Source organism: Agromyces ramosus (assembly GCF_030817175.1).
Classification (GTDB): domain Bacteria; phylum Actinomycetota; class Actinomycetes; order Actinomycetales; family Microbacteriaceae; genus Agromyces; species Agromyces ramosus_A.
Genome location: NZ_JAUSYY010000001.1, coordinates 287,336 through 311,939 on the forward strand (window position 1 = coordinate 287,336; position 24,604 = coordinate 311,939).

A 24,604-nucleotide genomic window follows, 5' to 3' on the forward strand; every position below is an offset into this window, starting at 1 on the left:
CTCTCACTATGAGTCGGTCGATCACATACGTGCAGGCACGCGAGTTGCGGGTCGGCGATGTGCTCGTGAACGCCGGCGGTTCCGACTTCACCGTCACGGCAGTTGCTCGAGTCGGGCGTGGCTACCGCGTGCGGTACCTTCGCGCCGACGGCGGCATCGCGGCGTTCACTGCCGCGCCCGAGGCGATCACCAGGGTGACCCTGCCGCGCGCGCACGAGCGCATGGCGGCGACCGGCTGACCGCTCGCGAACGGGCCGTCGACGTGTGCTTCGACGGCCCGCACGCCGCTCGGCTACTCGGTGGCCGCGGGCGACGGCTCGGCGTCGAGCACCGCGACGACCGGTGCAGCCGACGAGTCGACGAGTGCGTTCTTCGCGCCGGCGTCGGCACTCTTCGCGATCGCAGTGCCCGCGGCAGTACCGCCGACGAATGACCCGAGCAGCTCGCGAATGCCGAGTCCCATCGTCGACGACAGCATCGCGTCGACCTCGGTGATGCCCGACACGGCGTTGCGCGCGAGCTGCGAGGCGCCGTCGGTCGAGACGACGGTGAGGTTGTCGATGTTCGACATCGGGGCCGCGAGCTCGCGAGCGATGAGCGGGAGCACGTCGATGACGCGCATCTGCAGGAGGGCCTCCGACTGCTGGGCGACGGCTTCGGCCGCGGCCTTCGTCGCGGCGGCTTCAGCGGCACCGCGTGCCTCGATCGCGGCGGCTTCGGCGAGCCCCTCGGCCTTGAGCGCCTCGGCAGCTGCGGTACGGGCGTCACGGTCGGCCGTCGCCGCGGTGCGAGCGGCGTTCGCCGCCGCCTCGGCGGTGACCTTCACCTTGTACGCCTCGGCGTCGGCGACGGCATGCACCTCGGACTCGAGCTCGGCCTTGCGCAACTGGGCCTTGCGCTGCGCGGTGATCTCCTGCTGCGCGACGACCTCCTGCTGGGCGAGCGCCTCGGCGAGCGGCCGCGAGGCGGCCGCCTCGGCGTTCGCGCGGTCGGTGTCGCGGAGCAGTGCGGCCTTGCGCAGTGCGAGCTCGGCTTCACGCTCGGCGACCGACTGCTCGGCCGTGATCGCGGCCTCGCGGGACTCCTTCTGCGCCTGGGCTTCGGCGATCTCGGCCTGCTTGCGCACCTTCGCCTGCTCGGCACGACCGAGGTCTTCGATGTAGCCGTTGTTGTCGGAGATGCCCTTGATCTCGAACGAGTCGACGTCGAGGCCCTGGTTCTCGAGCGACTTGCGCGCGATGTCGAGCACCGCGGCCGACAGCTCGTCGCGCTTCGTGATGATCGTGAGCACGTCGGTGGCACCGACCGACGAGCGGAGCGAGCCCGAGAGCACTTCGAGTGCGAAGTTGTCGATGTTCTTGTCTTGGCCGAGGAATCGCTGCGCCGCCGCGCGGATCGCGGACTCGCTCGAGCCGACCTTCACGATGGCCACGGCGTCGACGTTCATCGTGATGCCGTTGTTGGTCTGCGCCTCGGCGCGGATCTCGATCGCACGTGAGCGGAGTGAGATCTTGTGCGCCTTCTGGAAGAACGGCATGATCCAGACGCCCTGGCCGTGCACGACGCGCTGGCCCGACTGCTCGGTCTCGGCACCGTCGACGATGCGGCGCCGGGAACGCTTGCCCGTGACCACGATCGCCTCATCGGGCGAGACGTTGCGGTACAGGACCTTCGCCCAGATCCAGAGGACGAGGACGGCGACGAGTACCGCGGCGATGATGCCGGGAATCGGGTTGAGCAGGAAGTCGAACACGCGGGTCCTTTCGAAGGGGGTCTCACGCAGGCTACCCGGGCGCGACCCCCTGGGCGAGCGGCATCCGCATCAGCTTGTGAAACCGACCCGCGGATACATACATCGATGTATGTAGACTGCGTCCAGAGCCGATGCGGGCAGGAGTCGCTCGCCACGGCCGTCTTCGGGTCGTGGTTCCTCGTCTGTCTCTTCCTCGCCTACGCTGCGATCCGCCGGCGAGACGTGCGCGTGCATCGACACTGGATGATCCGCGCCTTCGCGGTGGGCGTCGGAGTCGGCACGATCCGCCTGTGGATCGGACTGCTCGCCTGGCTGACCTCGATGCCGATCGCCGACAGCTTCGCGCTCGCGTTCTGGTTGGGTCTCGGCATGAACGTCGTGGTCGGCGAACTCTGGCTGAGGTGGCGCCGCGACGGGTGAGGCGCCGGGGCCGATCGCGGACGGGCTGGCGGCCGCGCCCGAGAAACAGTGAAGGCGCAGGTCGGGCAATGGGTGACATTGCCGCGGAATCCTGCGCCTCTACGAGCTGGGGTACCTGGACTCGAACCAAGAACAACGGTACCAGAAACCGCCGTGTTGCCAATTACACCATACCCCAATGACCTGGAACCGAAGCCCCGGGCCGACATGTCATTTTAGCCCACGAAACGCGCGCATCCAAACTGAGGCGGCCTCGCCGCTGGATCAGAGCGGGCCCAGCAGGTCGCGGTTGACGGTGGCCGCGACGGCGGCTCCCTCGCCCGCAGCGACGATGAGCTGCTCGGGCCCCGGAGGGGTGACGTCGCCCGCGGCGTACACGCCCGGAATGTTCGTGCGACCGAGTGCGTCGACGTGCACGAGGCCGTCGGCGTCGAGCTCGAGGTCGAGCCCGTCGATCGTCGTGATCGGTGCACTCCAGGCCGGCCGCACGAACCGCGCCCGAGCGCCGTTCGAAGGATTCGTCGGTGAAGCGCACGCCGGTCATGCGCCCGTCTGCACCCTCGACGTCGGCGATCGGGCGTCGATCGACGCGGATGCCCCGAGCAGCGAGCGCCGCCTCGGCCGCCACCGTGACGATGCCGACGCCGTTGGTGCAGACGAGCAGGTCGTCGCTCCACTGCGAGATGAGCAGCGCGCGCTCGGCGAGGTCGTCGGACTCGCCGATGAGCACGAGCGGCTGCTCGGACTTCTCATAGGCGTCGCATTCGACGCAACTGTGCAACTGCGTGCCGTACCAGGCGCGGATCGAGGGCAGCGCAGGCAGCGTCTCGACGAGGCCGGCGGCGATCACCACCGCGAGTGCGGTCGCGTCGAGCGCGGGGGCGCCGCGAACACCACGACCGGTCAGACGGAACCCGCCGCCCTGGAGCGGTGACACCGCGTCGACGGATGCAGCGTGGAACCGCGCCTCGGAGTACCGCTCGAACTCCTCGCGGCCGATGCGCCTGAGCTCGAGTGGCGACACGCCGTCGCGGGTCAGGAACCCGTGCGATGCGAGCGTCGCGGCGTTGCGCGGACGATTCGCGTCGATGAGGAGTGTCGTGCGGCGGGCGCGCACGAGGTTGAGGGCGGCCGAGAGCCCGGCGGGGCCGGCGCCGATAACCGCGACGTCGGCGTCGAACGGCCGCGCCGCGGCATCCGTCGCCCCCTCGCTCATGCGATGAGTGCCACGAGTCGATCGATGCGGTCGAGCGAGTCGATCTTGCCGAGGATCTGCAATGACTCGAAGAGCGGCGGTGACACGCGCCGACCCGAGATCGCCGTGCGCACCGGGCCGAACGCGACGCGCGGCTTCAGGCCGAGCCCGTCGATGAGGGCGCCGCGGAGCGCCTCCTCGATCTGCTCGTGCGTCCAGTCGTCGGCGGGGAGACGCTCGAGGGCGGCACGGGCGGCGGCGAGCACCGAGGGGGCATCGGCCGGGAGCGCGCCGACGGCGGATTCCTCGAACTCGAGGCCCGCGGCATCGGTGAAGAGGAACCCGAGCATGCCGGGCGCCTCGCCGAGCAGCGCGATGCGCTCCTGCACGAGCGGGGCCGCCTCGACGAGCACCGCCTCGTGCGCCGCGCTGATCGGCGTCTCGACGAAGCCCGCCGCCTGGAGGTAGGGCACCGTGCGCGCCGTGAACTCCGCGACATCGAGCTGGCGGATGTGGTCGCCGTTGATCGCCTCGGCCTTCTTGAGGTCGAAGCGTGCCGGGTTCGGGTTCACGTTCGCCACGTCGAACGCCTCGACCAGCTCGTCACGGCTGAACACGTCGCGATCGGCCGAGAAGCCCCAGCCGAGGAGCGCGAGGTAGTTGAGCAGGCCCTCGGGGATGAAGCCGCGTTCGCGGTGATGGAACAGGCTCGACTCGGGGTCGCGCTTGGAGAGCTTCTTGTTGCCCTCGCCCATGACGTAGGGCAGGTGGCCGAAGCGCGGCACGAACGTCGTGACGCCGATGTCGATGAGCGCGTGATACAACGCGATCTGGCGCGGCGTCGACGAGAGCAGGTCTTCGCCGCGCAGCACGTGCGTGATGCCCATGAGGGCGTCGTCGACCGGATTCACGAGCGTGTAGAGCGGAGCCCCGTTCGGACGCACGACCACGAAGTCGGTGGTGTTGCCCGCCGGGAAGGTGATCTCTCCGCGCACGAGGTCGTCGAAGCCGAGGTCGACCTCGGGCACGCGCAGGCGCAGCGCCGGCTCGCGACCCTCCGTGCGGAATGCGGCGCGCTGCTCGTCGGTGAGGTCGCGGTCGAAGTTGTCGTACCCGAGCTGCTTCGGGCGCCCGGCCGCCTCGTTGCGGGCGTCGATCTCTTCAGCGCTGGAGTAGCTCTCGTAGACGTGGCCCGACGCCGTCAGTCGCTCGATGACGTCGGCGTAGATGCCGGAGCGCTGCGATTGGCGGTAGGGCCCGTGCGGACCGCCGATTCCGATGCCCTCGTCCCAGTCGAGTCCGAGCCACGTGAGCGCGTCGAGCAATTGCTCGTAACTCTCTTCGCTGTCGCGCGCGGCGTCGGTGTCTTCGACGCGGAAGACGAACGTGCCCCCGGTGTGCCGGGCGTAGGCCCAGTTGAAGAGCGCCGTGCGCACGAGGCCGACGTGCGGCGTGCCGGTCGGTGAGGGGCAGAAGCGCACACGGACGTCGACGCCGGTGGCCTGGGTGAAGGGGTGAGCTGTCTCAGACATACGGGTCAATGCTATCGAGGGGCGAGCGATTCGAGCGCGGCGATCGCGGCGCCGACCGCGGGCACCCGCTCGGCGCCGCGTGCGGTCACGAGGTGGAGCGATCGCACGTCGGCGCGGGCGGTCGGCCTGGTGACGACGCCCGGATGCCGCGGTGAGGCCGCGAGGGCGAGTGAGGGCAGCAGCGCGACTCCGAGGCCCTGTGCGACCATGCCCTCGACCGCGACGAAGTTGTCGGTCTCGAATGCGATGTGTGGCGCGAACCCGGCGGCGCCGGCGAGCTCGAGCAGGTGGCCGCGGCAGCGGGGGCATCCCGCGATCCACGGCTCGCCCGCCAGAGCTTCCAGATCGACGACGTCGGATGCCGCGGCCGCATGCCCGCTCGGCAGCACGAGCCGCATCGCCTCGTCGCCGTATGCGCGAACGTCGAGCCCGCGGGCGCTCGCGCGGTGCGGGTCGTCGCGGTCGCCCGGATAGCTGAACGTGATCGCGACGTCGGCGCGGTCGGCGCGGACCGCCTCGACGGCCTCGGGCGGCTCGGCCTCGACGTAGGTGACGGCGACGCCCGGATGTGCCGCGCCGAGGGCGGCGATGAGCCGAGGCACGAGGGTGGCCGACGCCGACGGGAAGGCGACGAGCCGCACGCGACCGGCACGGAGGCCGCGGATCTCCGCGAGCTCTCCCGCAGCGGCTTCGAGCACGGTCGCGACGGCGTTCGCATGTCGGGCGAGCACCCGGCCCGATTCGGTGAGGCGGATGCCGCGACCGACGCGCTCGACGAGCGCGATGCCGGTGCGCGCCTCGAACCGGCGCAGTTGCTGGCTGACGGCGGGCTGGCTGTAGCCCAGGGCGGTGGCGGCGGCCGTGAGCGTGCCGTGCTCGGCGATCTGCCGCACGACGCGGACGGTGTGCAGGTCGAGGGCAGCGGCCAGGGCGTCGATCGATGCATCCGACATGCCCGAATCATAATGTCCCCGCATGTGTTACATCAATCACCTGCCCTTGTCGAATGAATAGCCGGGCCGGAGACTGGTCGCATGCACCCTGCACACGACCGGTTCGCCGCGGGCCGCGGCTACCTCGCGGCCTGCACCCTCGGGCTGCCCGCCGACGTCACTCGCGACGCCGTTCAGCGTGACCTCGAGCGGTGGTCCGTCGGCAACGCCGTCGCCGCCGACTACTCGGCATCGCTCGAGCGCGCCCGGGGCCACGCCGCGACGCTGCTCGGCACGACACCCGACCGGGTCGCCACCGGCTCGCAGGTCTCGGTGTTCGCCGGTCTCGCCGCCGCCTCGGCGCCCCCCGGCGCCGAGGTGCTGTGCGTCGACGGCGACTTCTCGTCGGTCGTCGCGCCATTCCTCGTACGCGGCGACCTGCGGGTCCGGCACGTGCCGCTCGACGCGCTGGCCGACGCCGTGACGTCGTCGACCTGGCTGGTGTCGTACTCGCTCGTGCAATCGGCGACCGGCGCGGTGGCGGATGCCGCGGCCATCGCCTCAGCGGCCCGCGGTGCCGGGGCGCTCACGCTCGTCGACACGACGCAGGCCACCGGGTGGCTGCCGACCACCGACATCGAGGGCGACCTCGTCGTCTGTCACGCATACAAGTGGCTCTCGGCACCCCGCGGCGCCGCCTTCGCCGCCTTCTCCGACCGCGCCATCGCCGAGATCACGCCGCACACCGCCGGGTGGTACTCGGGCTCCGACCCGTGGGCGTCGTGCTACGGCCCGAACCTGCACCTCGCCGACGACGCCCGTCGATTCGAGGTCTCCCCGGCCTGGCACGCCTGGGCTGGGGCCGAAGCCGCGCTCGGCTTCGTCGCGTCGCTCGACATGGAGGCCGTGCGGCAGCACGACGTCGGACTCGCGAACGCGTTCCGCACACGCCTCGGGCTCGAGGCGTCCGACAGTGCGATCGTCTCGTGGCCCGACCCCGACGGCGACGCGCTCACGGCCCTGGGTGCCGGCGGCGTGACGGCATCGGGTCGCGCCGGCCGCGCCCGTGTCGCGTTCCACCTCTGGAACGACGACGACGACGTCGAGCTCGCGGCGGGCGCGCTCGGACGCTAGCGCGGCCGACCCCCCGCTCGCTCAGGCCGATCGCACCGTGTTCGACAGCGTGCCGAGGCCAGAAACCGTGACCTCGACGACGTCGCCCGCGACGAGCGGGCCGACGCCGGCAGGGGTGCCGGTGAGGATCACGTCGCCCGGCAGGAGCGTGAAGACCGACGACGCGTAGGCGACGATCGCGGGGATCGAGTGCACCATGTCGGCGAGCCGGCCCTCTTGGCGGCGCTCGCCGTTCACGCTCGTGGCGATCGACCCGTGCTCGAGGTCGACCTCGGTGTCGATGACGGGGCCGAGCGGGCAGAACGTGTCGAAGCCCTTCGCGCGCGCCCACTGACCGTCGCGCCGCTGCAGGTCGCGCGCCGTGACGTCGTTGGCGATCGTGTAGCCGAAGATGTAGGAGTCGGCGTCGGCCTCGGCGACGTGCTTTGCGATGCGGCCGATGACGACGGCCAACTCGCCCTCGTGCTCGACACGCTCGCTCTGCGCGGGAAGCACGATGGCGTCGTCGGGGCCGATGACCGAGGTGTTCGGCTTCAGGAAGAGCAACGGCTCGGCGGGCGCCTCACCGCCCATCTCCGCGGCGTGATCGTGGTAGTTCTTGCCGACGGCCACGATCTTCGAGCGCGGGATGACGGGCGCGAGCAGCTTCACCTCGGCGAGCGGCACGCGCTCGCCGGTGGGCTCGTATCCTGCGAACATCGGGTCGGCCTTCAGCAGCACGAGCTCGTGTTCCTCTTCGTCGACGACGCCGAACGAGATGCTGTCGTCGTGGCTGAACCGGGCGATCTTCATGCGTTCAGCCTATCGGCGGGGCATCCGCGATCAGTCGCTTGCCGAGGCTCGCGACCTCGTCGACCTGATAGCCGATCCGGCGGTAGAACTCGATCACGCCCGCGTTCGTCGAGCGGACCTGGAGGTTGAGCTTCGGGCAGCCGCGCTCGGCGAGCAGTCGCTCGGCCTCGGCCATGAGCCTCGCGCCGAGCCGCTCGCCGCGGCGCGAGCCGTCGACCGCCAGGTAGTTCACCCAGCCGCGATGCCCGTCGTAGCCCACCATGGCCGTCGCGATCACGGCGCCGTGCGCCTCGCCCACGAGGAAGAGCTCGGGCTGCACGCCGAGCTTGCGCTCGATGTCGAGATACGGGTCGTTCCACGGCACCACGAGCCCGGCCGCGCGCCACAGCGCGACGACCGGCTCGGTGTCGGCTCGATCGAACGGCCGGATGCGCAGCTCGCGCACAGTGCCGGCCGCGCTCACGCGTCGAGTCGGGTCAGCCACCCGTGCCGGTCTTCGACCCGGCCGTACTGGATGTCGGTGAGCTCCTGGCGCAGCGAGAGGGCGAGCTCCGATGCCTCGGCGCCCGCGTGCACGATCTCGAAGTCGGTGCCGAGCAGCCGTCCGATGGGCACGACCACGGCGGCGGTGCCGCACGCGAACGCGCCGACGATGTCACCGGATGCCGCGCCGCTGCGCCACTCGTCGAGCGAGACGCTGCGCCGCTCGACCACGTGCCCGCGATCGGTCGCCAGCTGCAGGATCGAGTCGCGCGTGATGCCCTCGAGGATCGAGTCCGACTCGGGCGTGACGAGCGTGCCGTCGCGCTTGACGAGCACGATGTTCATGCCGCCGAGCTCTTCGAGGTTGCCCTCGTCGTCGAGGAACGCGACCTGCTGGCATCCCTTCTCGTAGGCCTCGGCCTGCGGAAGCAGGCTGGAGGCGTAGTTGCCGCCGGTCTTGGCGGCGCCGGTGCCGCCCTTGCCTGCACGCGAGTACTGCGTGGACAGCCAGATGTTCACCGGTTCGACGCCGCCCGGGAAGTAGGCGCCCGCCGGGCTCGCGATGACGTAGTAGTTGACCTTCTTCGCCGGTCGTACGCCGAGGAACGCCTCTTTCGCGAACATGAACGGACGCAGGTACAGGCTCGTCTCGGGTGCGCTCGGCACCCAGTCGGCGTCGACCGCGATGAGCTGCTTGAGCGACTCGATGAAGATGTCGCTCGGCAGCTCGGGAAGCGCCATGCGGCGCGCGGAACGCTGCATGCGGGCCGCGTTCTCGTAGGGGCGGAATGTCCAGATCGAGCCGTCGGCGTGCCGGTAGGCCTTCATGCCCTCGAAGATCTCCTGCGCGTAGTGCAGCACCGCGGCGGCGGGATCGAGGGCGATGGGGCCGTACGGCGAGACACGGGGGCGGTGCCATCCGCCCTTTCTCCGACCAGCACACGTCGACCATGTGGTCGGTGAAGTGGTTGCCGAAGCCGGGGTCGGCGAGCACGGCCTCGCGCTCGGCGGGCGACTTCGCCACCTCGTTGCGCGTGATCTGCCAGATGAGCCCTGCAGCGGAGGGGGCCTGGAGCGGGAGGTTGATCGTCATAATCTGTGTCCTTCGATGCGCGGATTCAGTCGAGTGCGCCGATGCGGGCGACGATGGCGTCACCGACCGCTGCGGTGGAACGTCGTGCGTCGCCGCGGTCGGCGAGGTCGTCGGCGACCGCCCGCTCGACCTTCGCTGCGGCATCCGCTCGGCCGAGGTGGCGGAGCAGGAGTGCCACGGAGAGGATCGCGGCGGTCGGGTCGGCGATGCCCTTCCCGGCGATGTCGGGTGCGGAGCCGTGCACCGGCTCGAACATGCTCGGGAACCGGCCATCGGGGTTGATGTTGCCCGAGGCCGCCAGGCCGATGCCGCCGCTGATCGCGCCGGCCAGATCGGTGAGGATGTCGCCGAAGAGGTTGTCCGTGACGATGACATCGAATCTAGCAGGATCGGTGACGAGGAAGATCGTGGCCGCGTCGACGTGCAGGTAATCGACCGCGACCTCGGGGTACTCGGCGGCGACGGCGTCGACGGTGCGCTTCCAGAGCGAACCGGCGAAGACGAGCACGTTCGTCTTGTGCACGAGCGTCAGCCGCTTTCGAGGGCGGGCGGATGCCGCGGCGAACGCGTAGCGCACGACGCGCTCGACCCCGTAGGCCGTGTTCACGGAGACCTCGTTCGCGACCTCGGCCGGCGTGCCGACGCGGATGGCGCCGCCGTTGCCGACGTAGGGACCCTCGGTGCCCTCGCGCACGACGACGAAGTCGACGTCGCCGGGATCGGCGAGTGGGCTCGTCACGCCGGGGTGCAGGGTCGTCGGTCGGAGGTTGACGTAGTGGTCGAGCTCGAAGCGGAGCTTCAGCAGCAGGCCGCGCTCGATGTTGGCGCCGGCGAGCCGGGCGTCGCCGGGCACGCCGCCGACGGCGCCGAGCAGGATCGCGTCATGCTGCTTGATGGCGGAGAGGTCGTCGTCGGTCAGCACGTCGCCCGTGGCGAGGTACCTCGCCGCGCCGAGCGAGAACGGCGTCTGCTCGAACGTGACCTCGGACCCGATGGTGGCCGCGTCGAGCGCTTTCAGCGCCTCTGCCACGACCTCTGGACCGATGCCGTCGCCCGGGATCACCGCGAGCTTGACCGTGCGTACCATGGATTCTCCTTCAAACGCCAGCCCTCCCAGCGTACTGGCTGGCCTCGCTAGTCTGGGTTCGAGTAGGGGCAGACCCCCTGCTCGACTGGAACGCGGCACCGGGCCGCGCCGGAGAGGGAGGACCTCATGAGCCTCGGACTCGGAATCGTGCTGTTCGCGATCGGAGCAATCCTGACGTGGGCACTCAATGTCACCGTCGACTGGATCAACCTGCAGATGGTGGGCATCATCCTGATGGTGGCGGGAGCGATCGTGATCATCCTCGGCATCGTCCTCATCGCACGTCGACGTCGTTCGATCGCGACGTCGCACACGACGGTCGACCCGGCAACGGGCGACCGCGTCACCCGCAACGAGCACTCGACGCCCGAGACCTACTGAGTCTCCGACGCCGACTCGGTCGCGGACTGAGCAACTCTCGCCGCCGTGGCAGGCGGGATCTTCGGATTCCGCAGCGCCACGGCGGCGATTGCTGCCGCAGCGGCCATCAGCCCCACCCCGATGAGCGACGTCACGACGACCCCGCTGTCGAAGGCATGTGCAGCGGATGCCGCGAGCTCCGCACCGATCGCAGCGGGCAGCTGCTCGGCCACGGTGACGGCCCCCGCGAGCGTCTCGCGGGCCGCATCGGCCTGCGCGCCCGTGAGCGCGCCGGGCAGCTCGATCGCCCCACGGTAGTGCGCGGCGAGGATGCTCCCGAGCACGGCCGTGCCCAGCACGGCGCCGAGCTCGTACGCCGTCTCCGACACCGCCGAGGCGGCTCCGGCCTTCGCGGCCGGCGCGCTCGAGAGGATGAGCTCGTTCGACACCGTCTCGGCGGCACCGATGCCGACGCCGAGCAGCACGAAGGCGATCACGACCGGCGCGATCGAGTCGGCCGTCGCGGTGGAGGCCACCACCGCGTAGCCCGCTGCGGAGAGCGCGAGCGCCGTGGGCACGAGGATGCGCGGGCGCACCCGACGCGCGATCGGCACCACCGCGAGGCCGGCGATGATCATGGCGACGAGGCCGGGCAGCAGCGCGAGGCCGGCGGCGACTGGCGTGAGGCCGGCGATCAGCTGCAGGTGCTGCGACACGAAGTAGAGGAACCCGACGAGCGCGATGACGCTGCACAGGTTCACGAGTACCGCACCACCGAATGAGCCCTGGCGGAAGAGCCGCACATCGAGCATCGGCGAACGTGCGCTCAGCTGGCGCCGCACGAACCACACACCGGCGAAGGCGCCGAGCACGATGGCCTGCACGCCGAAGCCGTCGAAGCCGTCGGTCGCGAGCGACTTGATGCCGTAGACCACCGGCCCCATCGCGGCGAGCGAGAGCAGCGTGCTCGGCAGGTCGATCCGGCCGGGCGCCGGATCGCGGCTCTCGGGGATGAGCAGCGGCACGAGGATCAGCATCGGCACGAGCACGGGAACGGCGAGCAGGAACACCGAGCCCCACGCGAAGTGCTCGAGCAGCAGTCCGCCGACGAGCGGGCCGAACGCGCTGCCCGCGGCGAACCCCGACGCCCAGATCGCGATGGCGAGGCGGCGCTGCTCTCGCTCGACGAAGACGGTGCGCAGGAGCGAGAGCGTCGACGGCATGAGCATCGCGCCGAAGAAGCCGAGCGCTGCGCGGGCGGCGATGAGCGTCTCGGCGGTGGGCGCGAAGGCCGCGGCGACCGAGAGCACGGCGAAGCCGATCGAGCCGATGAGGAGCATCCGCCGCCGGCCGTACCGGTCGCCCGCGCTGCCCATCGCCACGAGCAGGCCGGCGAGCACGAGCGGATACGCGTCGATGATCCACAGCTGCTGCGCGGCGGTCGGCGCGAGATCCCGCGAGATGGCCGGCAGGGCGAAGCTGAGCACCGTGTTGTCGATCGAGACGAGCAGCACGGGCAGCATGAGCACCGCGAGGGCGACCCAGGCATGGCGGGGCGCGCGGGGCGAGGCGGGCCCGGATGCCGCAGATGCGGCGGACACGGAGGTCGCCGTGCTCGCGGCATCCGTTCGCGTGGTGGTCGTGCCCGTGTGGGCCTGCTCGTTCGTCATGTCTCGTCCCATTGCTTTACCGTCCAGCCGGTATAGTATCAGCTCATGCCCTGTACGACACCGCTAGCATCGTCGACATGAGCCGCCCACCCGCCGCCCGCGAAGCCGTGCTCGACGCGTTCGAGCGCCTCATCATCGCCGACGGCGAACGCGGTGCGACGCTCGAGGCGACCGCCCGCGAAGCCGGGGTGTCGAAAGGCGGGCTGCTCTACCACTTCGCCTCACGCGACGCCCTGATCGCCGGCCTGCTCGAGCGCCTGCACCGGCTGGTCGAGCTCGACATCGCCGAGATCGAGTCCGCACCCGACGGGCCGGTCTCCTACTTCGTGCGTTCGTCGGTCGCACTCGCGTCGCCGCTCGACCACGCGTTCGTCGCCACCGTGCGACTCGCCCAGGGCGGCAACCGCGAAGCAGCGCGGGCGATCGACGAGGTGCGCGACCGCTGGCTCGAGATCATGGGCCGGCACGTCGGCGACCCCACGCTCGCCCTCGCGATCACGCTCATCGGCGACGGGCTGTACTACCACTCGGCCTCGCGCGGCGGCGACGACCTGCTCGGGTCGGCGCCGCTGGAGCCGGCCGCGATGGACTCGCTCGTCGCCCTGCTCGACCGCCTCGCGAACAGCGGCCCGCCGGCAGCGTGACGCCCCCGACGGGCACGAGGGCCACCCATCGGCGGCCCGCCACCCGCTACTCGGTGATATCGACCTCGACGAAGACGCTCGCATCGATGGCCTCGCGCACCCGGTCGAGCACCTCGGTCGGCACCGGCGAGTCGACCGTCAGCACGCTGAGCGCCGGGCCGCCGGCCTCGCGCCGCGCGATCTGCATGCCCGCGATGTTGATGCCGGCCTCGCCGAACTCCTGCCCGTACACGGCGACGATGCCCGGCCGGTCGGTGTACTCCATGATGATGTGCGTCGTGGCGATCGGCACCTCGATCTCGTAGCCGTTGACGCCCACGAGCTTCTCGATCTGCTTGGTGCCGGTGAGCGTGCCCGCGACCGACACCTGCGTGCCGTCGGCGAGCGCACCGCTCAACGTGATGACGTTGCGGTACTCGGGCGACTCGGCCGAGGTGATGAGACGCACGTCGACGCCGCGCTGCTCGGCGAGCAGGGGGGCGTTGACGTAGGACACGGTCTCGCTGACGACGTTCGTGAACACGCCCTTCAACGCCGCGAGCTTCAGCACGCTCACGTCGTAGTCGACGAGCTCGCCGCGCACCTCGACATCGATGCTCGTGAGACGGCCGTGGGCGAGCCCGGAGAAGAGCTGGCCGAGCTTCTCGACGAGCGGGATGCCCGGACGGACGTAGGGATCGATGATGCCGCCAGCCACGTTGACCGCATCGGGCACGAGTTCACCCGCGAGGGCGAGTCGAACGGACTTCGCGACCGAGACGCCCGCCTTCTCTTGCGCCTCGTCGGTCGAGGCGCCGAGGTGCGGGGTGACGACGATGTTCGGCAGGCCGAGCAGCGGCGACTCCCTCGGCGGCTCCGAGACGAACACGTCGATGGCGGCACCGGCGATGGTGCGGCTCACGAGCGCGTCGTGCAGGGCGTCTTCATCGATGAGGCCGCCGCGGGCGACGTTCACGACGTAGGCGGTGGGCTTCATGCGGGCGAGCTGCTCGGCGCCGATCATGCCGGTCGTCTCAGGGGTCTTCGGCATGTGGATCGTGACGAAGTCGCTGCGCTCGAGGAGCTCTTCGAGGCTCACCGTCTGCACGCCCAGCTGCTGGGCGCGTGCTGCGGTGATGTACGGGTCGTACGCGATGACCTCGGTGCCGAACGCCTGCAGGCGCGCAGCGATGAGGGCGCCGATACGGCCGAGGCCGATGATGCCGACGGTCTTCTCGTAGAGCTCGACGCCCGTGTAGGAGGAGCGCTTCCACTCCCCCTGCGCGAGTGCGGCGTGCGCCGCCGGGATGTGGCGCGCAAGGCTCAGGATGTGGCCGACGGTGAGCTCTGCGGCCGAGATGATGTTCGATGTTGGCGCGTTGACGACCATGACGCCGGCCGTGGTCGCCGCCTTCACGTCGACGTTGTCGAGGCCCACGCCGGCGCGGGCGATGACCTGCAGCACCGGCGCCGCCGCGATGGCCTCGGCATCGACCTTCGTGGCGGAGCGCACGAGGATCGCGTTCGCGTCGGACAGCGCCGCGAGGAGGGCGGGTCGATCGGTGCCGTCGACCTTCCGGATCTCGAAGTCGGGCCCGAGGGCGTCGACGGTGGCGGGCGAGAGTTCTTCAGCGATCAGCACGACCGGCTTTGACACGAACGATTCCTTCGGGGACGATGCGCGCGCACGGGGCTGCGACTTGCGGTGGGATGCGCCACACGCCGTCGGGGCGCCTACCCGTTCACTCTACTGGAGCAGCCGAGGGGCGACCGTTGTGTGACGTCCCGCGGTCACAGGTCGAGTCCGCCCAGGTCGAAGAGCGCGGCCACGTCGGCCGAGAGGGCCTGCACGAGGGCGTAGCCCGCGAGGAAGAGCACGACCTGCGCGAGCGGGCTCCGACGCCGGCCGAGCCAGAACGCCATGGCGTAGGCGAGGAGTGGCACCACGATGCCGACGACGAGCAGCACGACCCCGTATGCCGTCAGCGCCACCTCCAGTTGCCCGGCGTAGATGTTCAGCCCGACGAGGTTGCCCACCGCCTCCCAGACGTCGTACGCGTAGAAGACGCCGAAGACGACGGCGATGGTCACCGCGAGCCAGAGCGGCGTGGCCGGGCGCGAGGCGCGGGCGTCGACGACGTCGGCGCGATCGCCGGGAACGGATGCCTCGGTCAACTCAGCCTCGCAACAGGAAGGGGACGGGAACGAGGAGCACGGCACCGGCGACGAGCCAGGCGATGCGCGCACGGCGATGACCCACGGAGAGCCAGAGCACGGCACCGAACCACAGCGCCGGCGCGGCGACCGCGAACCAGCGCCCGAGTCCGTACATGAACTCGGCCACCGGATCGGCGAGCTGCGGTGCCGCCGTCGTGGCCACGAGCAGCCAGCCGATGGCGTAGAGCAGGTAGACGCCGCCGAGCACCCCGAGGACGACGAGCTCGACCGAGCCGGTCTGCGGCGCGGCATCCGGAGCGGGTTCCGCATCGCGGGCGGGCACCTCGTCGCCATCGGCGTCGGCACCTCGGAGCTCCACCGGCTCGCCGACGGTCTTCCACCCGGGCGCGAGGGTCGGGTCGTCGTCGCCCTCCCAGCGCAGGGCGTCGTCGTCGGAGTCGCGCGTCATGCTCCAACCCTAGCCAGCAACCGGCACGCAACGCCCGCGGATGCGCGGCTGCGCGACCCCGAACGCGAATCCGACGACCGCGTGCTCGACCGAGCCGAGGCCACCGCCTCCCAAGTGCTCCTCGCCCTGCAGCGGCTGGGGTGCGCTCGACTCGGCGAGGTGGCGGTCGTCATCGGGCAGCGCGATGCGCACCCGCCGCCGCGATCGCCGCGTGCACGAGCTGCGCGTCGGTCGTGTCGAATCCGACGTCGCCGCCGCCCGGCCCGCTCAATCCGCCGATCGCAGCCCGGCGACGCGCCGAGAGGTGCACCGCATCGACCCCGGCTGCGGCGAGCGCAGCGATGTCGCCGACCCGCACTCCCCCGCCGGCCATGACCTCGAGGGTGCTGCGGGTCGCGCCCACCATCGCGGTGAGCGTCGCGAGGCCGGTGCGGCAATCGGATGCCCCGCCGGAGGTGAGCACGCGCCGCACGCCCGTTCCACCGAGCGACGCGACCGAGCCGAGCGGGTCGGCGGACGCATCGACCGCCCGGTGCACGGTGACGTCGAGCACTTCGGCGGCGTCGACGAAGGCGGCGATTGCCGACAGGTCGAGCGCACCGGCATCCGTCAACGCGCCGACCACCACGCCCGCGGCGCCCAGCGACCGCACGAAGCGGATGTCGCGGACAACCTGGTCGAGCTCGTCTGCGTCGTACACGAACCCGCCGCCGCGCGGACGAATGAGCACGTGCACGAACGGGCCCGCGGATGCCGCAGCCGCCAGTTCGACGGCCGCCTCGACGAGCCCCGCCGAAGGAGTGAGGCCGCCGACCTCGAGCGCCTGGCAGAGCTCGACGCGGGCAGCTCCCGCCTCGAGGGCGATGCGCACCCCCGCGACATCCTGGACGGCGATCTCGACGGGAAGAGGCGGGGCGACCATTCTCGACAGGCTACCTGTCCACCGCCGCGTTCCGGCGCGCGCGCCGGCGGACTGTCCGCCGAGGCAGCGCGCTCGGTCGGGACATCCCGGCCGAGCGCACTGCCGGAACCGCTAGAACACCGGTACTCCACCGCGCACGAGGCGCCAGTTGACGACATGGAACGTCGCGCTGTCGATGGTTCCCGAGGCCGACGCGTACGAGACGATCGCCTCGCGGATGGCGATCTGGGCGTTGTACACGACGGGTGCGGCGGCGATGTGCGGGAACCCTCCGCCGCCCGACTGCCGGTAATTGTTGACGGCGACCAGGAACTCCTGGTTGGCCGCGACCGGCGTGCCCGCATACGCGAGGCCGACGATGCGCGAGCCCTCAGGCTGCGAGAGGTCGATGTCGTAGGTGACGCCCGAGAACTGGTCGTAGTTGTAGTCGGGCAGGTTGTGGGCGTTCGTCCACGTCGCGGGGGCGACCGGGGCATCCGGAGCCACATGCTGGAAGTACCGCGCGGAGTACTCGAGGTAGTCCTTGATCTGGGCGCCGGTGAGCACGCTCGCGAGCAGCGTGTTGTCGTAGATGTACAGGCCGGCGACGTCCTTGATGGTGACCGCGCCGGCCGGGAACGTGGCCGCCCGGTTGAACGGCGCGGCGATCGAGAGGATCGGCAGCGCCGCATGCGCGCTGCCGGCGACCGCGTCGGCGACCGTCGCCGTCTGCACGGCGTTGACGTAGTCGAGGATCGCGGTGTCCTTCCAGCACGCCTCAGCCGCCGACATGGCCTCGGTCGAGATTGCGACCGTCTGATTGACGTAGGCGACGACGGCGTCGTGCTGCGGCTTGACGAGGGCGACGAGTGCCGGGTCGTCGACGACGGTGTTCGTGTTCACCGTGATCGCCGACTTCGACGTGACCTTCCACGCGCCGCGTTCGAACGCGAGCGTGAGGTCGAACACGCTCAGTCGCTGGCCCCAGCACTTGGGCTCGCTCAGCACGACCTCTTCGCCGCTGACCGAGTTGACGATGAAGCGCTGCGGCACGTCCCGATGCGCATGACCGAACAGGATCGCGTCGATGCCCGGCACGCGCTCGGCGAGGAGTGCCGAGGCGTTCTCGACCGGAAGGTCGGTGCCGTACGACGAGAGACCGCTGTCGCCGGCGTGCGCGCTCACGATGACGACGTCGGCACCGGCGTTCCGGATCACCGGCACCCAGCGTGCCGCCGACTCGATCAGGTCGAGCACCTCGATCTTGCCGCTCACGTTCGCCTTGTCCCAGATGACGACCCCGGGGTTGGTGAGCCCGAGCACGCCCACGCGGATCGGCGGGCGCCCCTTCACCTTCATGGTCTTGATCGTGTACGGGAGGTAGGCCGGCACCTTCGTTCCGGCGTGCACCGCGTTCGCGGCGAGCACGTCGGCGTCCATCTGCGAGATCCAGTTGGCGAGGAAGTCGAGGCCGTAGTTGAACTCGTGATTGCCGAGGGCGACGGCGTCGTAGCCGATCGCATTCATCTGGGCGGCGATCGGATGCATCGCCCCGCTCTCGGTCACCGGATCGACGCTCGCGTAGTAGAAGCCGAGCGGCGTGCCCTGGATCGTGTCGCCCGCATCGAAGAGCAGGGTGCGGTCACGGCCACGATCGGCCCGGACCTGGTTCACCACGCTCGAGACGCGCGCCAGGCCGACGACGTTGCCGGCGCTGTCCTTGAACGGGGCGTCGGTGTAGTAATCCCAGTTCACGGCGTTGCTGTGCAGGTCGGAGGTGCCCATGACCGTGATGGTCACCGACTTGTCATCGGCGGCGACCGCGGCAGCGGGCCAGCCGGCCGCGGCCAGGGCGCCTGCGGCGGACATGCCGATCAGGACATTGCGTCGGCTGACTCCGGGGGCCGTCTGCGAGACGTCTTCGTCGGGCACGGCGCACGAGCACCAGCGTGGGGTCGGGTCGGTGTGGTGGTGGGAGAGTTCGCTCATGGGACCTCATGCGATCACGACGCCGACCCCTGCGACAAGGGAATCGGCGAAACTCGTCGTGATCATTCGCGCACGCCCCGTCGAGGAGGAGACTCGTGTCATGACCGACCGCAATGAGACCGTGCGCCTCGTGATCTACTCGGCCCTCGCCGCGACGGGGCGACTTCCGACCGCCGCGGAAGTGGCCGACGAGACGGAGCTGACCGCGTCCGATGTCGAGGATGCGATCGAGGAGCTCGCACGCATGCGTCACCTGGTGTTCGACCGCGAGCACCGGATCGTGCTCGCGCATCCGTTCGCGACCCGGAACTTCTCGTTCTCGGTGATGGGCGAGCGAACCATGTGGTGGGGCGGATGCGCCTGGGACGCGTTCGCCATCCCGAACCTCGTGCCTGACGAGCCGTCAGCCCTCGTGGCGACCACCTGTCCTGCCTGCGGCACGGCGCATTCGTGGACGGTGACTCGCGACGGCCCGCCGTCGGGCACGCAGGTGGCCCATTTCCTCACGCCGATGGCCGAGGTCTGGGACGACGTCATCCACACGTGCGAGAACCAGCGCATCTTCTGCGATGAGACGTGCGTGCGGCGATGGCTCCAACAGACCGGGAACGAACCCGGCGCAGTGTTCGATCTGGCCACGCTCTGGCAGCTGGCGTCGCAGTGGTACGCGGGCCGGCTCGAGACGCCGTACCGGCGCCGGGAGCCCGATGAGGCCCACGAGTACTTCGCGACCGTCGGGCTGGTCGGTGCGTTCTGGGGAAACGCGCCCTGAGCGATCCCGAGCATCAGTGCGGCGGGTTCGAGTGCGTCGCGCCGCCTCGCATGCGAACGCCGGGGCAGGCCGAAGCCCGCCCCGGCGTCGCGCGGGTGAAGCGAGCGCCTAGCGCGCGACCTCGCCGTCGACGTAGTCGTCGTCGTTCGAGGCGTTCCATGCGAAGAGCTTGCGCAGCTCGCGGCCCGTGGCCTCGATCGGGTGCGCCTCGCCCTTGGCGCGGAGCTCGAGGAACTCGGGGGCACCGGCATCCTGGTCGGCGATGAACCGCTCGGCGAACGCGCCCGACTGGATGTCGGCGAGCACCGCCTGCATGTTCTCCTTGACGTGCGGGTCGATGACGCGCGGGCCCGAGACGTAGTCGCCGTACTCCGCCGTGTCGGAGACCGACCAGCGCTGCTTGGCGATGCCGCCCTCCCACATGAGATCGACGATGAGCTTGAGCTCGTGGAGCACCTCGAAGTACGCGACCTGCGGCTGGTACCCGGCTTCGGTGAGGGTCTCGAAGCCGTACTGCACGAGCTGCGAGACGCCGCCGCAGAGCACGGCCTGCTCGCCGAAGAGGTCGGTCTCGGTCTCTTCGGTGAAGGTCGTCTTGATGCCGCCGGCGCGGAGGCCGCCGATCGCCTTGGCGTAGCTCAGCACGAGCGGCCAGGCGTCGCCCGTCGCATCCTTCTCGACGGCGACGATGACGGGCACGCCGCGGCCGGCCTCGTACTCTCGGCGCACGGTGTGACCCGGACCCTTCGGAGCGACCATGACGACGTCGACGCCCTCGGGCGCCTCGATGTAGCCGAACCGGATGTTGAAGCCGTGGCCGAAGACGAGGGTCTTGCCCTCGGCGAGGTTGTCCTTGATGGACTCGGCGTAGATGTGGCGCTGGTACTGGTCGGGCGCGAGGATGACGATGACGTCGGCACCGGCCGCGGCATCCGCGACGCTCTTCACCTCGAAGCCGGCCTCTTCGGCCTTCGACTTCGACTTCGAGCCCTCCTTGAGCCCGATGACGACCTCGACGCCCGAGTCGCGGAGGTTCTGCGCGTGCGCGTGGCCCTGCGAGCCGTAGCCGATGACGGCGACCTTCTTGCCCTGGATGAGCGTGAGGTCGGCGTCCTTGTCGTAGTAGATGTCAGCCATGTGCTGTTCTTTCTCCTTGATGGGGTCTTGCGCAGTTCGTGGATGTGGTCAGTTCTTGAAGACGCGCTCGGTGATGGACTTGCCACCACGCCCGATCGCGAGGAGGCCCGACTGGGCGATCTCCTTGATGCCGTAGGGCTCGAGCACGCGCAGGAACGCCGTGGTCTTGCCGGAATCGCCCGTGACCTCGATCACGAGCGCGTCGGTCGACACGTCGACGACGCGCGCACGGAAGAGGTTCACGGCCTCGAGCACCTGCGAGCGGGTGGAGTTGTCGACGCGCACCTTGATGAGCAGGTGCTCGCGCTGCACCGACTGCGTGGGATCGAGCTCGACGATCTTGATGACGTTGATGAGCTTGTTCAGCTGCTTCGTCACCTGCTCGAGCGGCAGCTCCTCGACGTCGACGACGACCGTGATGCGGGAGAGTCCCTCGATCTCGGAGTGGCCGACCGCGAGCGACTCGATGTTGAAGCCGCGTCGGGCGAACAGGCCCGCGACGCGGGTGAGCAGGCCCGGCTTGTCCTCGACGAGGAGGGAGAGCACGTGTGTCGACATGGTCAGTCCTCCTCGCTGAAAGCCGGCGAGTGATCGCGGGCGTACTGGATGTAGCTGTTCGACACGCCCTGCGGCACCATCGGCCACACCATCGCGTCGGCCGAGACCACGAAGTCGATGACCACCGGGCGGTCGTTCGTCTCGAGGGCGAGCTTGATCGCCGCGTCGACCTCTTCTTCCTTCGTGACCCGGATGCCGAGCGCCCCGTAGGCCTCGGCGAGCGCCACGAAGTCGGGCACGCGCACCGAGTCGTGGCCGGTGTTCAGGTCGGTGTTCGAGTAGCGGCCGTCGTAGAACAGCGTCTGCCACTGCCGCACCATGCCGAGCGAGGAGTTGTTGATGATCGCGACCTTGATCGGAATGTCGTTCAGGGTGCAGGTCGCGAGCTCCTGGTTCGTCATCTGGAAGCAACCGTCGCCGTCGATCGCCCAGACCACTCGATCGGGCTGCGCGACCTTCGCGCCCATCGCAGCCGGCACCGCATAGCCCATGGTGCCCGCACCACCGGAGTTCAGCCACGAGTTGGGGCGCTCGTACTTGATGAACTGCGCGGCCCACATCTGGTGCTGGCCGACGCCCGCGGCGTAGACACCCTCGGGGCCGGTGAGCTCGCCGATGCGCTGGATGACGAACTGCGGCGCGAGGAGGCCGTCGGACGGCTGCGAGAAGCCGAGCGGGAACTCCGAGCGGAGTCCGTCGAGCGTCGCCCACCACTCGTCGAGATCGGGCGTGGTCGTCGCGATCGCATCGCGGTACGCGGCGAGCAGGTCGACGAGCACGTCTTTCAGGTCGCCCACGATCGGCACGTCGGCCGTGCGGATCTTCGAGATCTCGGCGGGGTCGATGTCGACGTGCACGACCTTCGCGTTCGGCGCGAAGAGCGGCGCCTTGCCGGTGACCCGGTCGTCGAAGCGCGAGCCGAGGGCGACGAGGAGGTCGGCCTCCTGCAATGCGATGACGGCCGGCACCGTGCCGTGCATGCCGGGCATGCCGAGGTGCTGCTGGTGCGAGTCGGGGAATGCGCCGCGCGCCATGAGCGTCGTCACGACCGGGGCGTTCGTCGCCTCGGCGAGTGCGACGAGCTCGTCGGATGCCCGCGAGCGGATGACGCCGCCACCGACGTAGAGCACGGGCCGCTTCGCCTCGGCCAGCATCTGCGCGGCTGCGGCGACCTGCTTGCCGTGCGCCTTCGTGATCGGGCGGTAGCCGGGCAGGTCGAGCTTCGGGGGCCAGCGGAACTGGAACTTGGCCTGCTGCGCGTCTTTCGTGATGTCGACGAGCACGGGGCCGGGGCGTCCGGTGGTGGCGATGTGGTAGGCCGCTGCGATCGTCGCCGGGATCTCGGCCGGATCCTTCACGAGGAAGGAGTGCTTCGTGATGGGCATCGTGATGCCGACGATGTCGGCCTCTTGGAACGCGTCGGTGCCCATGAGGTTCGAGAACACCTGGCCGGTGATCGCGAGGATGGGCACTGAGTCCATGTGTGCGTCGGCGATGGCCGTGACGAGGTTCGTGGCGCCGGGGCCCGACGTCGCGATCGCGACGCCGAGCTTGCCCGAGCTCGACGCGTAGCCCTCGGCCGCGTGCCCGGCGCCCTGCTCGTGACGAACGAGGATGTGGCGCAGCTTGCGGCTGTCGAGCAGGGGGTCGTAGACGGGGAGGATCGCGCCGCCGGGGAGGCCGAAGACGTCGGTGATGCCGAGCATCTCGAGCGAGCGGACGACCGCCTCGGCACCCGTCATCTCGACGGGCGCACCCGACGGCACGGGGGCGGGCGATGGCACGGGGTTGGATTCCGTGGACATTCGGTTCCTGTTCTGCTGGACGGTCTGCGGTGAGCGCAGCACTCAGCCCGTCGTGGCGCCTTCAGCGGCGGAGCGCACGAGCTTCGAGTACTTCGCGAGGACGCCACGGGTATAGCGCGGGGGAAGCGGAGCCCAGCCTTCACGGCGGGCAGCCAGCTCGGCATCGTCGACCAGTAGGTCGATGGAACGAGCTGCGATATCGACCCGTATCAGATCACCATCGCGCACGAATGCAATCGGACCAGCGTCGACTGCTTCGGGTGCCAGATGGCCGATGCAGAGGCCGGTTGTGCCGCCTGAGAATCGACCGTCCGTCAAGAGTAGTACATCTTTGCCGAGCCCTGCGCCCTTGATGGCGGCGGTGATCGCGAGCATCTCCCGCATGCCGGGGCCGCCCTTCGGGCCCTCGTAGCGGATCACGACGACGTCGCCGTGCTTGATGGCCCCTTCGGTGAGTGCGTCCATGGCGTCGCGCTCCCGCTCGAACACGCGGGCGGGGCCCTCGAACGTCGCCGCGTCGAAGCCGGCGGTCTTCACGACGGCGCCCTCGGGTGCGAGCGAGCCGTGCAGGATCGTGAGCCCGCCGGTCTCGTGGATGGGGTTGTCGAGCGTGCGCAGCACCTCGCCGTCGAGCGGCGGGATGTTCATCTCGGCGAGGTTCTCGGCAAGAGTCTTGCCCGTGACGGTGAGGGCGTCGCCATGCATCAGGCCTGCGTCGAGCAGCGCCTTCATGAGCACGGGGAGACCGCCGCGCCGGTCGACGTCGTTCATGACGTACTTGCCGAACGGCTTCAGGTCGCCGATGTGCGGCACCTTCGAGCCGATGCGGTTGAAGTCGTCGAGGGTGAGCTCGACCTCGGCTTCGCGGGCGATCGCGAGCAGGTGGAGCACGATGTTCGTGGAGCCGCCGAGCGCCATGCCCACGGCGATCGCGTTCTCGAACGCCTCTTTCGTAAGGATCTGGCGAGCGGTGATGCCCAGGTTCAGCAGGTTCACGACCGCCTCGCCGGAGCGATGCGCGTAGTAGTCGCGGCGACGATCGGCGGATGCCGGTGAGGCCGACCCCGGCAGTGAGAGCCCGAGCGCCTCGGCGACCGAGGCCATGGTGTTCGCGGTGTACATGCCGCCGCAGGCACCCTCGCCGGGAGCGAACGCGCACTCGATGCGGTGCGCGTCTTCGGCGCTCATGGTGCCGGCCTTGACCGCGCCGACCGCCTCGAAGGAGTCAATGATCGTGATGTCCTTCTCGGTGCCGTCGGACAGCCGCACCCAGCCCGGGGCGATCGAGCCGGCGTAGAGGAACACCGAGGCGAGGTCGAGGCGGGCGGCCGCCATGAGCATGCCCGGGATCGACTTGTCGCAGCCGGCCAGCAGCACCGAGCCGTCGAGGCGCTCGGCCTGCATGACGACCTCGACCGAGTCGGCGATGACCTCACGGGAGACGAGCGAGAAGTGCATGCCCTCGTGGCCCATCGAGATGCCGTCGGAGACCGAGACGGTGCCGAACTGCAGCGGGTATCCGCCGCCGCCGTGCACTCCCTCCTTCGCGGCCTGCGCGAGGCGGGCGAGCGAGAGGTTGCACGGGGTGATCTCGTTCCACGAGCTCGCGATGCCGATCTGCGGCTTCTGCCAGTCGGCATCGCCCATGCCGACCGCGCGGAGCATGCCCCGGCTCGTCATGGCCTCGATGCCGTCGGTGACGGTACGACTACGCGGTTTGGGATCGAACGGCGACATGGAAC

24 protein-coding genes, 1 tRNA gene and 1 pseudogene are annotated in these 24,604 nt (G+C 70.0%); 6 read left to right on the forward strand and 20 right to left on the reverse strand.

Features of this window, described 5'->3' with window-relative positions; translation table 11 throughout:
• Window positions 1-8: 8 nt before the first annotated feature.
• On the forward strand, window positions 9-239 hold the full coding sequence (locus tag QFZ26_RS01310; protein WP_307038682.1) for a hypothetical protein: 231 nt from the start codon (window positions 9-11) through the stop codon (window positions 237-239).
• Between the two features lie 53 nt (window positions 240-292).
• Here the strand turns inward: QFZ26_RS01310 and QFZ26_RS01315 are convergent, their stop codons facing one another.
• A complete protein-coding gene (locus QFZ26_RS01315) occupies window positions 293-1,753 on the reverse strand; it encodes an SPFH domain-containing protein (RefSeq protein WP_307038683.1) in 1,461 nt (486 codons plus the stop codon).
• A gap of 105 nt (window positions 1,754-1,858) precedes the next feature.
• On the opposite strand from QFZ26_RS01315, the gene QFZ26_RS01320 reads away from it, so the two are divergent.
• Complete coding sequence (locus QFZ26_RS01320; RefSeq protein ID WP_307038684.1) at window positions 1,859-2,173, forward strand: DUF2306 domain-containing protein; 315 nt, start codon at window positions 1,859-1,861, stop codon at window positions 2,171-2,173.
• 106 nt (window positions 2,174-2,279) lie between these two features.
• On the opposite strand, the gene QFZ26_RS01325 is transcribed toward QFZ26_RS01320, so the two are convergent.
• The 4 genes from QFZ26_RS01325 to QFZ26_RS01345 form a co-directional block, all read right to left on the reverse strand.
• A tRNA-Gln gene (locus QFZ26_RS01325) sits at window positions 2,280-2,351 on the reverse strand.
• On the reverse strand, window positions 2,337-3,389 hold the full coding sequence (locus QFZ26_RS01335) for an NAD(P)/FAD-dependent oxidoreductase (RefSeq protein WP_444876236.1): 1,053 nt from the start codon (window positions 3,387-3,389) through the stop codon (window positions 2,337-2,339). The genes QFZ26_RS01325 and QFZ26_RS01335 overlap by 15 nt, the downstream gene beginning before the upstream one ends.
• Window positions 3,386-4,900 carry a glutamate--tRNA ligase gene (gene gltX / locus QFZ26_RS01340; protein ID WP_307038685.1) on the reverse strand — a complete coding sequence of 505 codons (1,515 nt, stop codon included), beginning with the start codon at window positions 4,898-4,900 and terminating at the stop codon, window positions 3,386-3,388. Before gltX ends, QFZ26_RS01335 begins: the two co-directional genes overlap by 4 nt.
• Window positions 4,901-4,911: 11 nt before the next feature.
• A complete protein-coding gene (locus QFZ26_RS01345) occupies window positions 4,912-5,853 on the reverse strand; it encodes a LysR family transcriptional regulator (protein WP_307038686.1) in 942 nt (313 codons plus the stop codon).
• Between the two features lie 81 nt (window positions 5,854-5,934).
• Here QFZ26_RS01345 and QFZ26_RS01350 point away from each other — a divergent pair, with 81 nt between their 5' ends.
• Entirely contained in the window at window positions 5,935-6,966 is a 1,032-nt protein-coding gene (locus QFZ26_RS01350) for an aminotransferase class V-fold PLP-dependent enzyme (RefSeq protein ID WP_307038687.1), read from the forward strand.
• Window positions 6,967-6,987: 21 nt separating this feature from the next.
• On the opposite strand, the gene QFZ26_RS01355 is transcribed toward QFZ26_RS01350, so the two are convergent.
• The 4 genes and pseudogenes from QFZ26_RS01355 to QFZ26_RS01370 form a co-directional block, all read right to left on the reverse strand.
• Window positions 6,988-7,758 carry a fumarylacetoacetate hydrolase family protein gene (locus QFZ26_RS01355; RefSeq protein WP_307038688.1) on the reverse strand — a complete coding sequence of 257 codons (771 nt, stop codon included), beginning with the start codon at window positions 7,756-7,758 and terminating at the stop codon, window positions 6,988-6,990.
• Between the two features lie 4 nt (window positions 7,759-7,762).
• Window positions 7,763-8,221 (reverse strand): GNAT family acetyltransferase, encoded by a 459-nt coding sequence (locus QFZ26_RS01360; protein WP_307038689.1) that lies wholly within the window; start codon window positions 8,219-8,221, stop codon window positions 7,763-7,765.
• Window positions 8,218-9,334, reverse strand: a pseudogene (locus tag QFZ26_RS01365) (branched-chain amino acid aminotransferase). The gene QFZ26_RS01360 and the pseudogene QFZ26_RS01365 overlap by 4 nt, the downstream one beginning before the upstream one ends.
• A 25-nt stretch (window positions 9,335-9,359) precedes the next feature.
• A complete protein-coding gene (locus QFZ26_RS01370) occupies window positions 9,360-10,421 on the reverse strand; it encodes a 3-isopropylmalate dehydrogenase (protein WP_307038690.1) in 1,062 nt (353 codons plus the stop codon).
• Between the two features lie 126 nt (window positions 10,422-10,547).
• Here QFZ26_RS01370 and QFZ26_RS01375 point away from each other — a divergent pair, with 126 nt between their 5' ends.
• Complete coding sequence (locus tag QFZ26_RS01375) at window positions 10,548-10,802, forward strand: DUF6458 family protein (protein WP_307038691.1); 255 nt, start codon at window positions 10,548-10,550, stop codon at window positions 10,800-10,802.
• On the opposite strand, the gene QFZ26_RS01380 is transcribed toward QFZ26_RS01375, so the two are convergent.
• Window positions 10,796-12,304, reverse strand: a complete 1,509-nt coding sequence (locus QFZ26_RS01380; RefSeq protein ID WP_444876244.1) for an MFS transporter — start codon at window positions 12,302-12,304, stop codon at window positions 10,796-10,798. The two genes, QFZ26_RS01375 and QFZ26_RS01380, sit on opposite strands and share 7 nt — an antisense overlap.
• A 224-nt stretch (window positions 12,305-12,528) precedes the next feature.
• Here QFZ26_RS01380 and QFZ26_RS01385 point away from each other — a divergent pair, with 224 nt between their 5' ends.
• The gene (locus QFZ26_RS01385) at window positions 12,529-13,095 is read left to right on the forward strand and encodes a TetR/AcrR family transcriptional regulator (protein WP_307038693.1); all 567 of its coding nucleotides are present in this window, start codon (window positions 12,529-12,531) and stop codon (window positions 13,093-13,095) included.
• Between the two features lie 46 nt (window positions 13,096-13,141).
• On the opposite strand, the gene serA is transcribed toward QFZ26_RS01385, so the two are convergent.
• The 6 genes from serA to QFZ26_RS01415 all read right to left on the reverse strand — a co-directional run bounded on the left by serA (window position 13,142) and on the right by QFZ26_RS01415 (window position 18,590).
• The gene (gene serA / locus QFZ26_RS01390) at window positions 13,142-14,731 is read right to left on the reverse strand and encodes a phosphoglycerate dehydrogenase (protein WP_307038694.1); all 1,590 of its coding nucleotides are present in this window, start codon (window positions 14,729-14,731) and stop codon (window positions 13,142-13,144) included.
• A 134-nt stretch (window positions 14,732-14,865) separates the two neighbouring features.
• Window positions 14,866-15,249: a hypothetical protein gene (locus QFZ26_RS01395; protein ID WP_307038695.1), complete on the reverse strand. Its 384-nt coding sequence runs from the start codon at window positions 15,247-15,249 to the stop codon at window positions 14,866-14,868.
• A gap of 1 nt (window position 15,250) precedes the next feature.
• Entirely contained in the window at window positions 15,251-15,700 is a 450-nt protein-coding gene (locus QFZ26_RS01400) for a hypothetical protein (protein ID WP_307038696.1), read from the reverse strand.
• 9 nt (window positions 15,701-15,709) lie between these two features.
• Entirely contained in the window at window positions 15,710-15,892 is a 183-nt protein-coding gene (locus QFZ26_RS01405; RefSeq protein WP_307038697.1) for a hypothetical protein, read from the reverse strand.
• Entirely contained in the window at window positions 15,870-16,622 is a 753-nt protein-coding gene (locus QFZ26_RS01410) for a copper homeostasis protein CutC (RefSeq protein WP_307038698.1), read from the reverse strand. The genes QFZ26_RS01405 and QFZ26_RS01410 overlap by 23 nt, the downstream gene beginning before the upstream one ends.
• Before the next feature lie 111 nt (window positions 16,623-16,733).
• Window positions 16,734-18,590 (reverse strand): 5'-nucleotidase C-terminal domain-containing protein, encoded by a 1,857-nt coding sequence (locus QFZ26_RS01415; RefSeq protein ID WP_307038699.1) that lies wholly within the window; start codon window positions 18,588-18,590, stop codon window positions 16,734-16,736.
• A 100-nt stretch (window positions 18,591-18,690) separates the two neighbouring features.
• On the opposite strand from QFZ26_RS01415, the gene merB reads away from it, so the two are divergent.
• Entirely contained in the window at window positions 18,691-19,362 is a 672-nt protein-coding gene (merB, locus tag QFZ26_RS01420; protein WP_307038700.1) for an organomercurial lyase, read from the forward strand.
• Window positions 19,363-19,470: 108 nt separating this feature from the next.
• On the opposite strand, the gene ilvC is transcribed toward merB, so the two are convergent.
• From ilvC to ilvD, 4 genes are read right to left on the reverse strand one after another with little or no spacing between them, the layout of a single operon-like run.
• Entirely contained in the window at window positions 19,471-20,499 is a 1,029-nt protein-coding gene (gene ilvC, locus QFZ26_RS01425; RefSeq protein ID WP_307038701.1) for a ketol-acid reductoisomerase, read from the reverse strand.
• A 48-nt stretch (window positions 20,500-20,547) separates the two neighbouring features.
• Entirely contained in the window at window positions 20,548-21,057 is a 510-nt protein-coding gene (ilvN, locus tag QFZ26_RS01430; protein ID WP_307038702.1) for an acetolactate synthase small subunit, read from the reverse strand.
• Window positions 21,058-21,059: 2 nt separating this feature from the next.
• Window positions 21,060-22,904, reverse strand: coding sequence for an acetolactate synthase large subunit (locus QFZ26_RS01435; protein WP_307038703.1), 1,845 nt, complete (start codon window positions 22,902-22,904; stop codon window positions 21,060-21,062).
• Window positions 22,905-24,599 carry a dihydroxy-acid dehydratase gene (ilvD, locus tag QFZ26_RS01440; protein ID WP_307038704.1) on the reverse strand — a complete coding sequence of 565 codons (1,695 nt, stop codon included), beginning with the start codon at window positions 24,597-24,599 and terminating at the stop codon, window positions 22,905-22,907.
• Window positions 24,600-24,604: the final 5 nt, after the last annotated feature.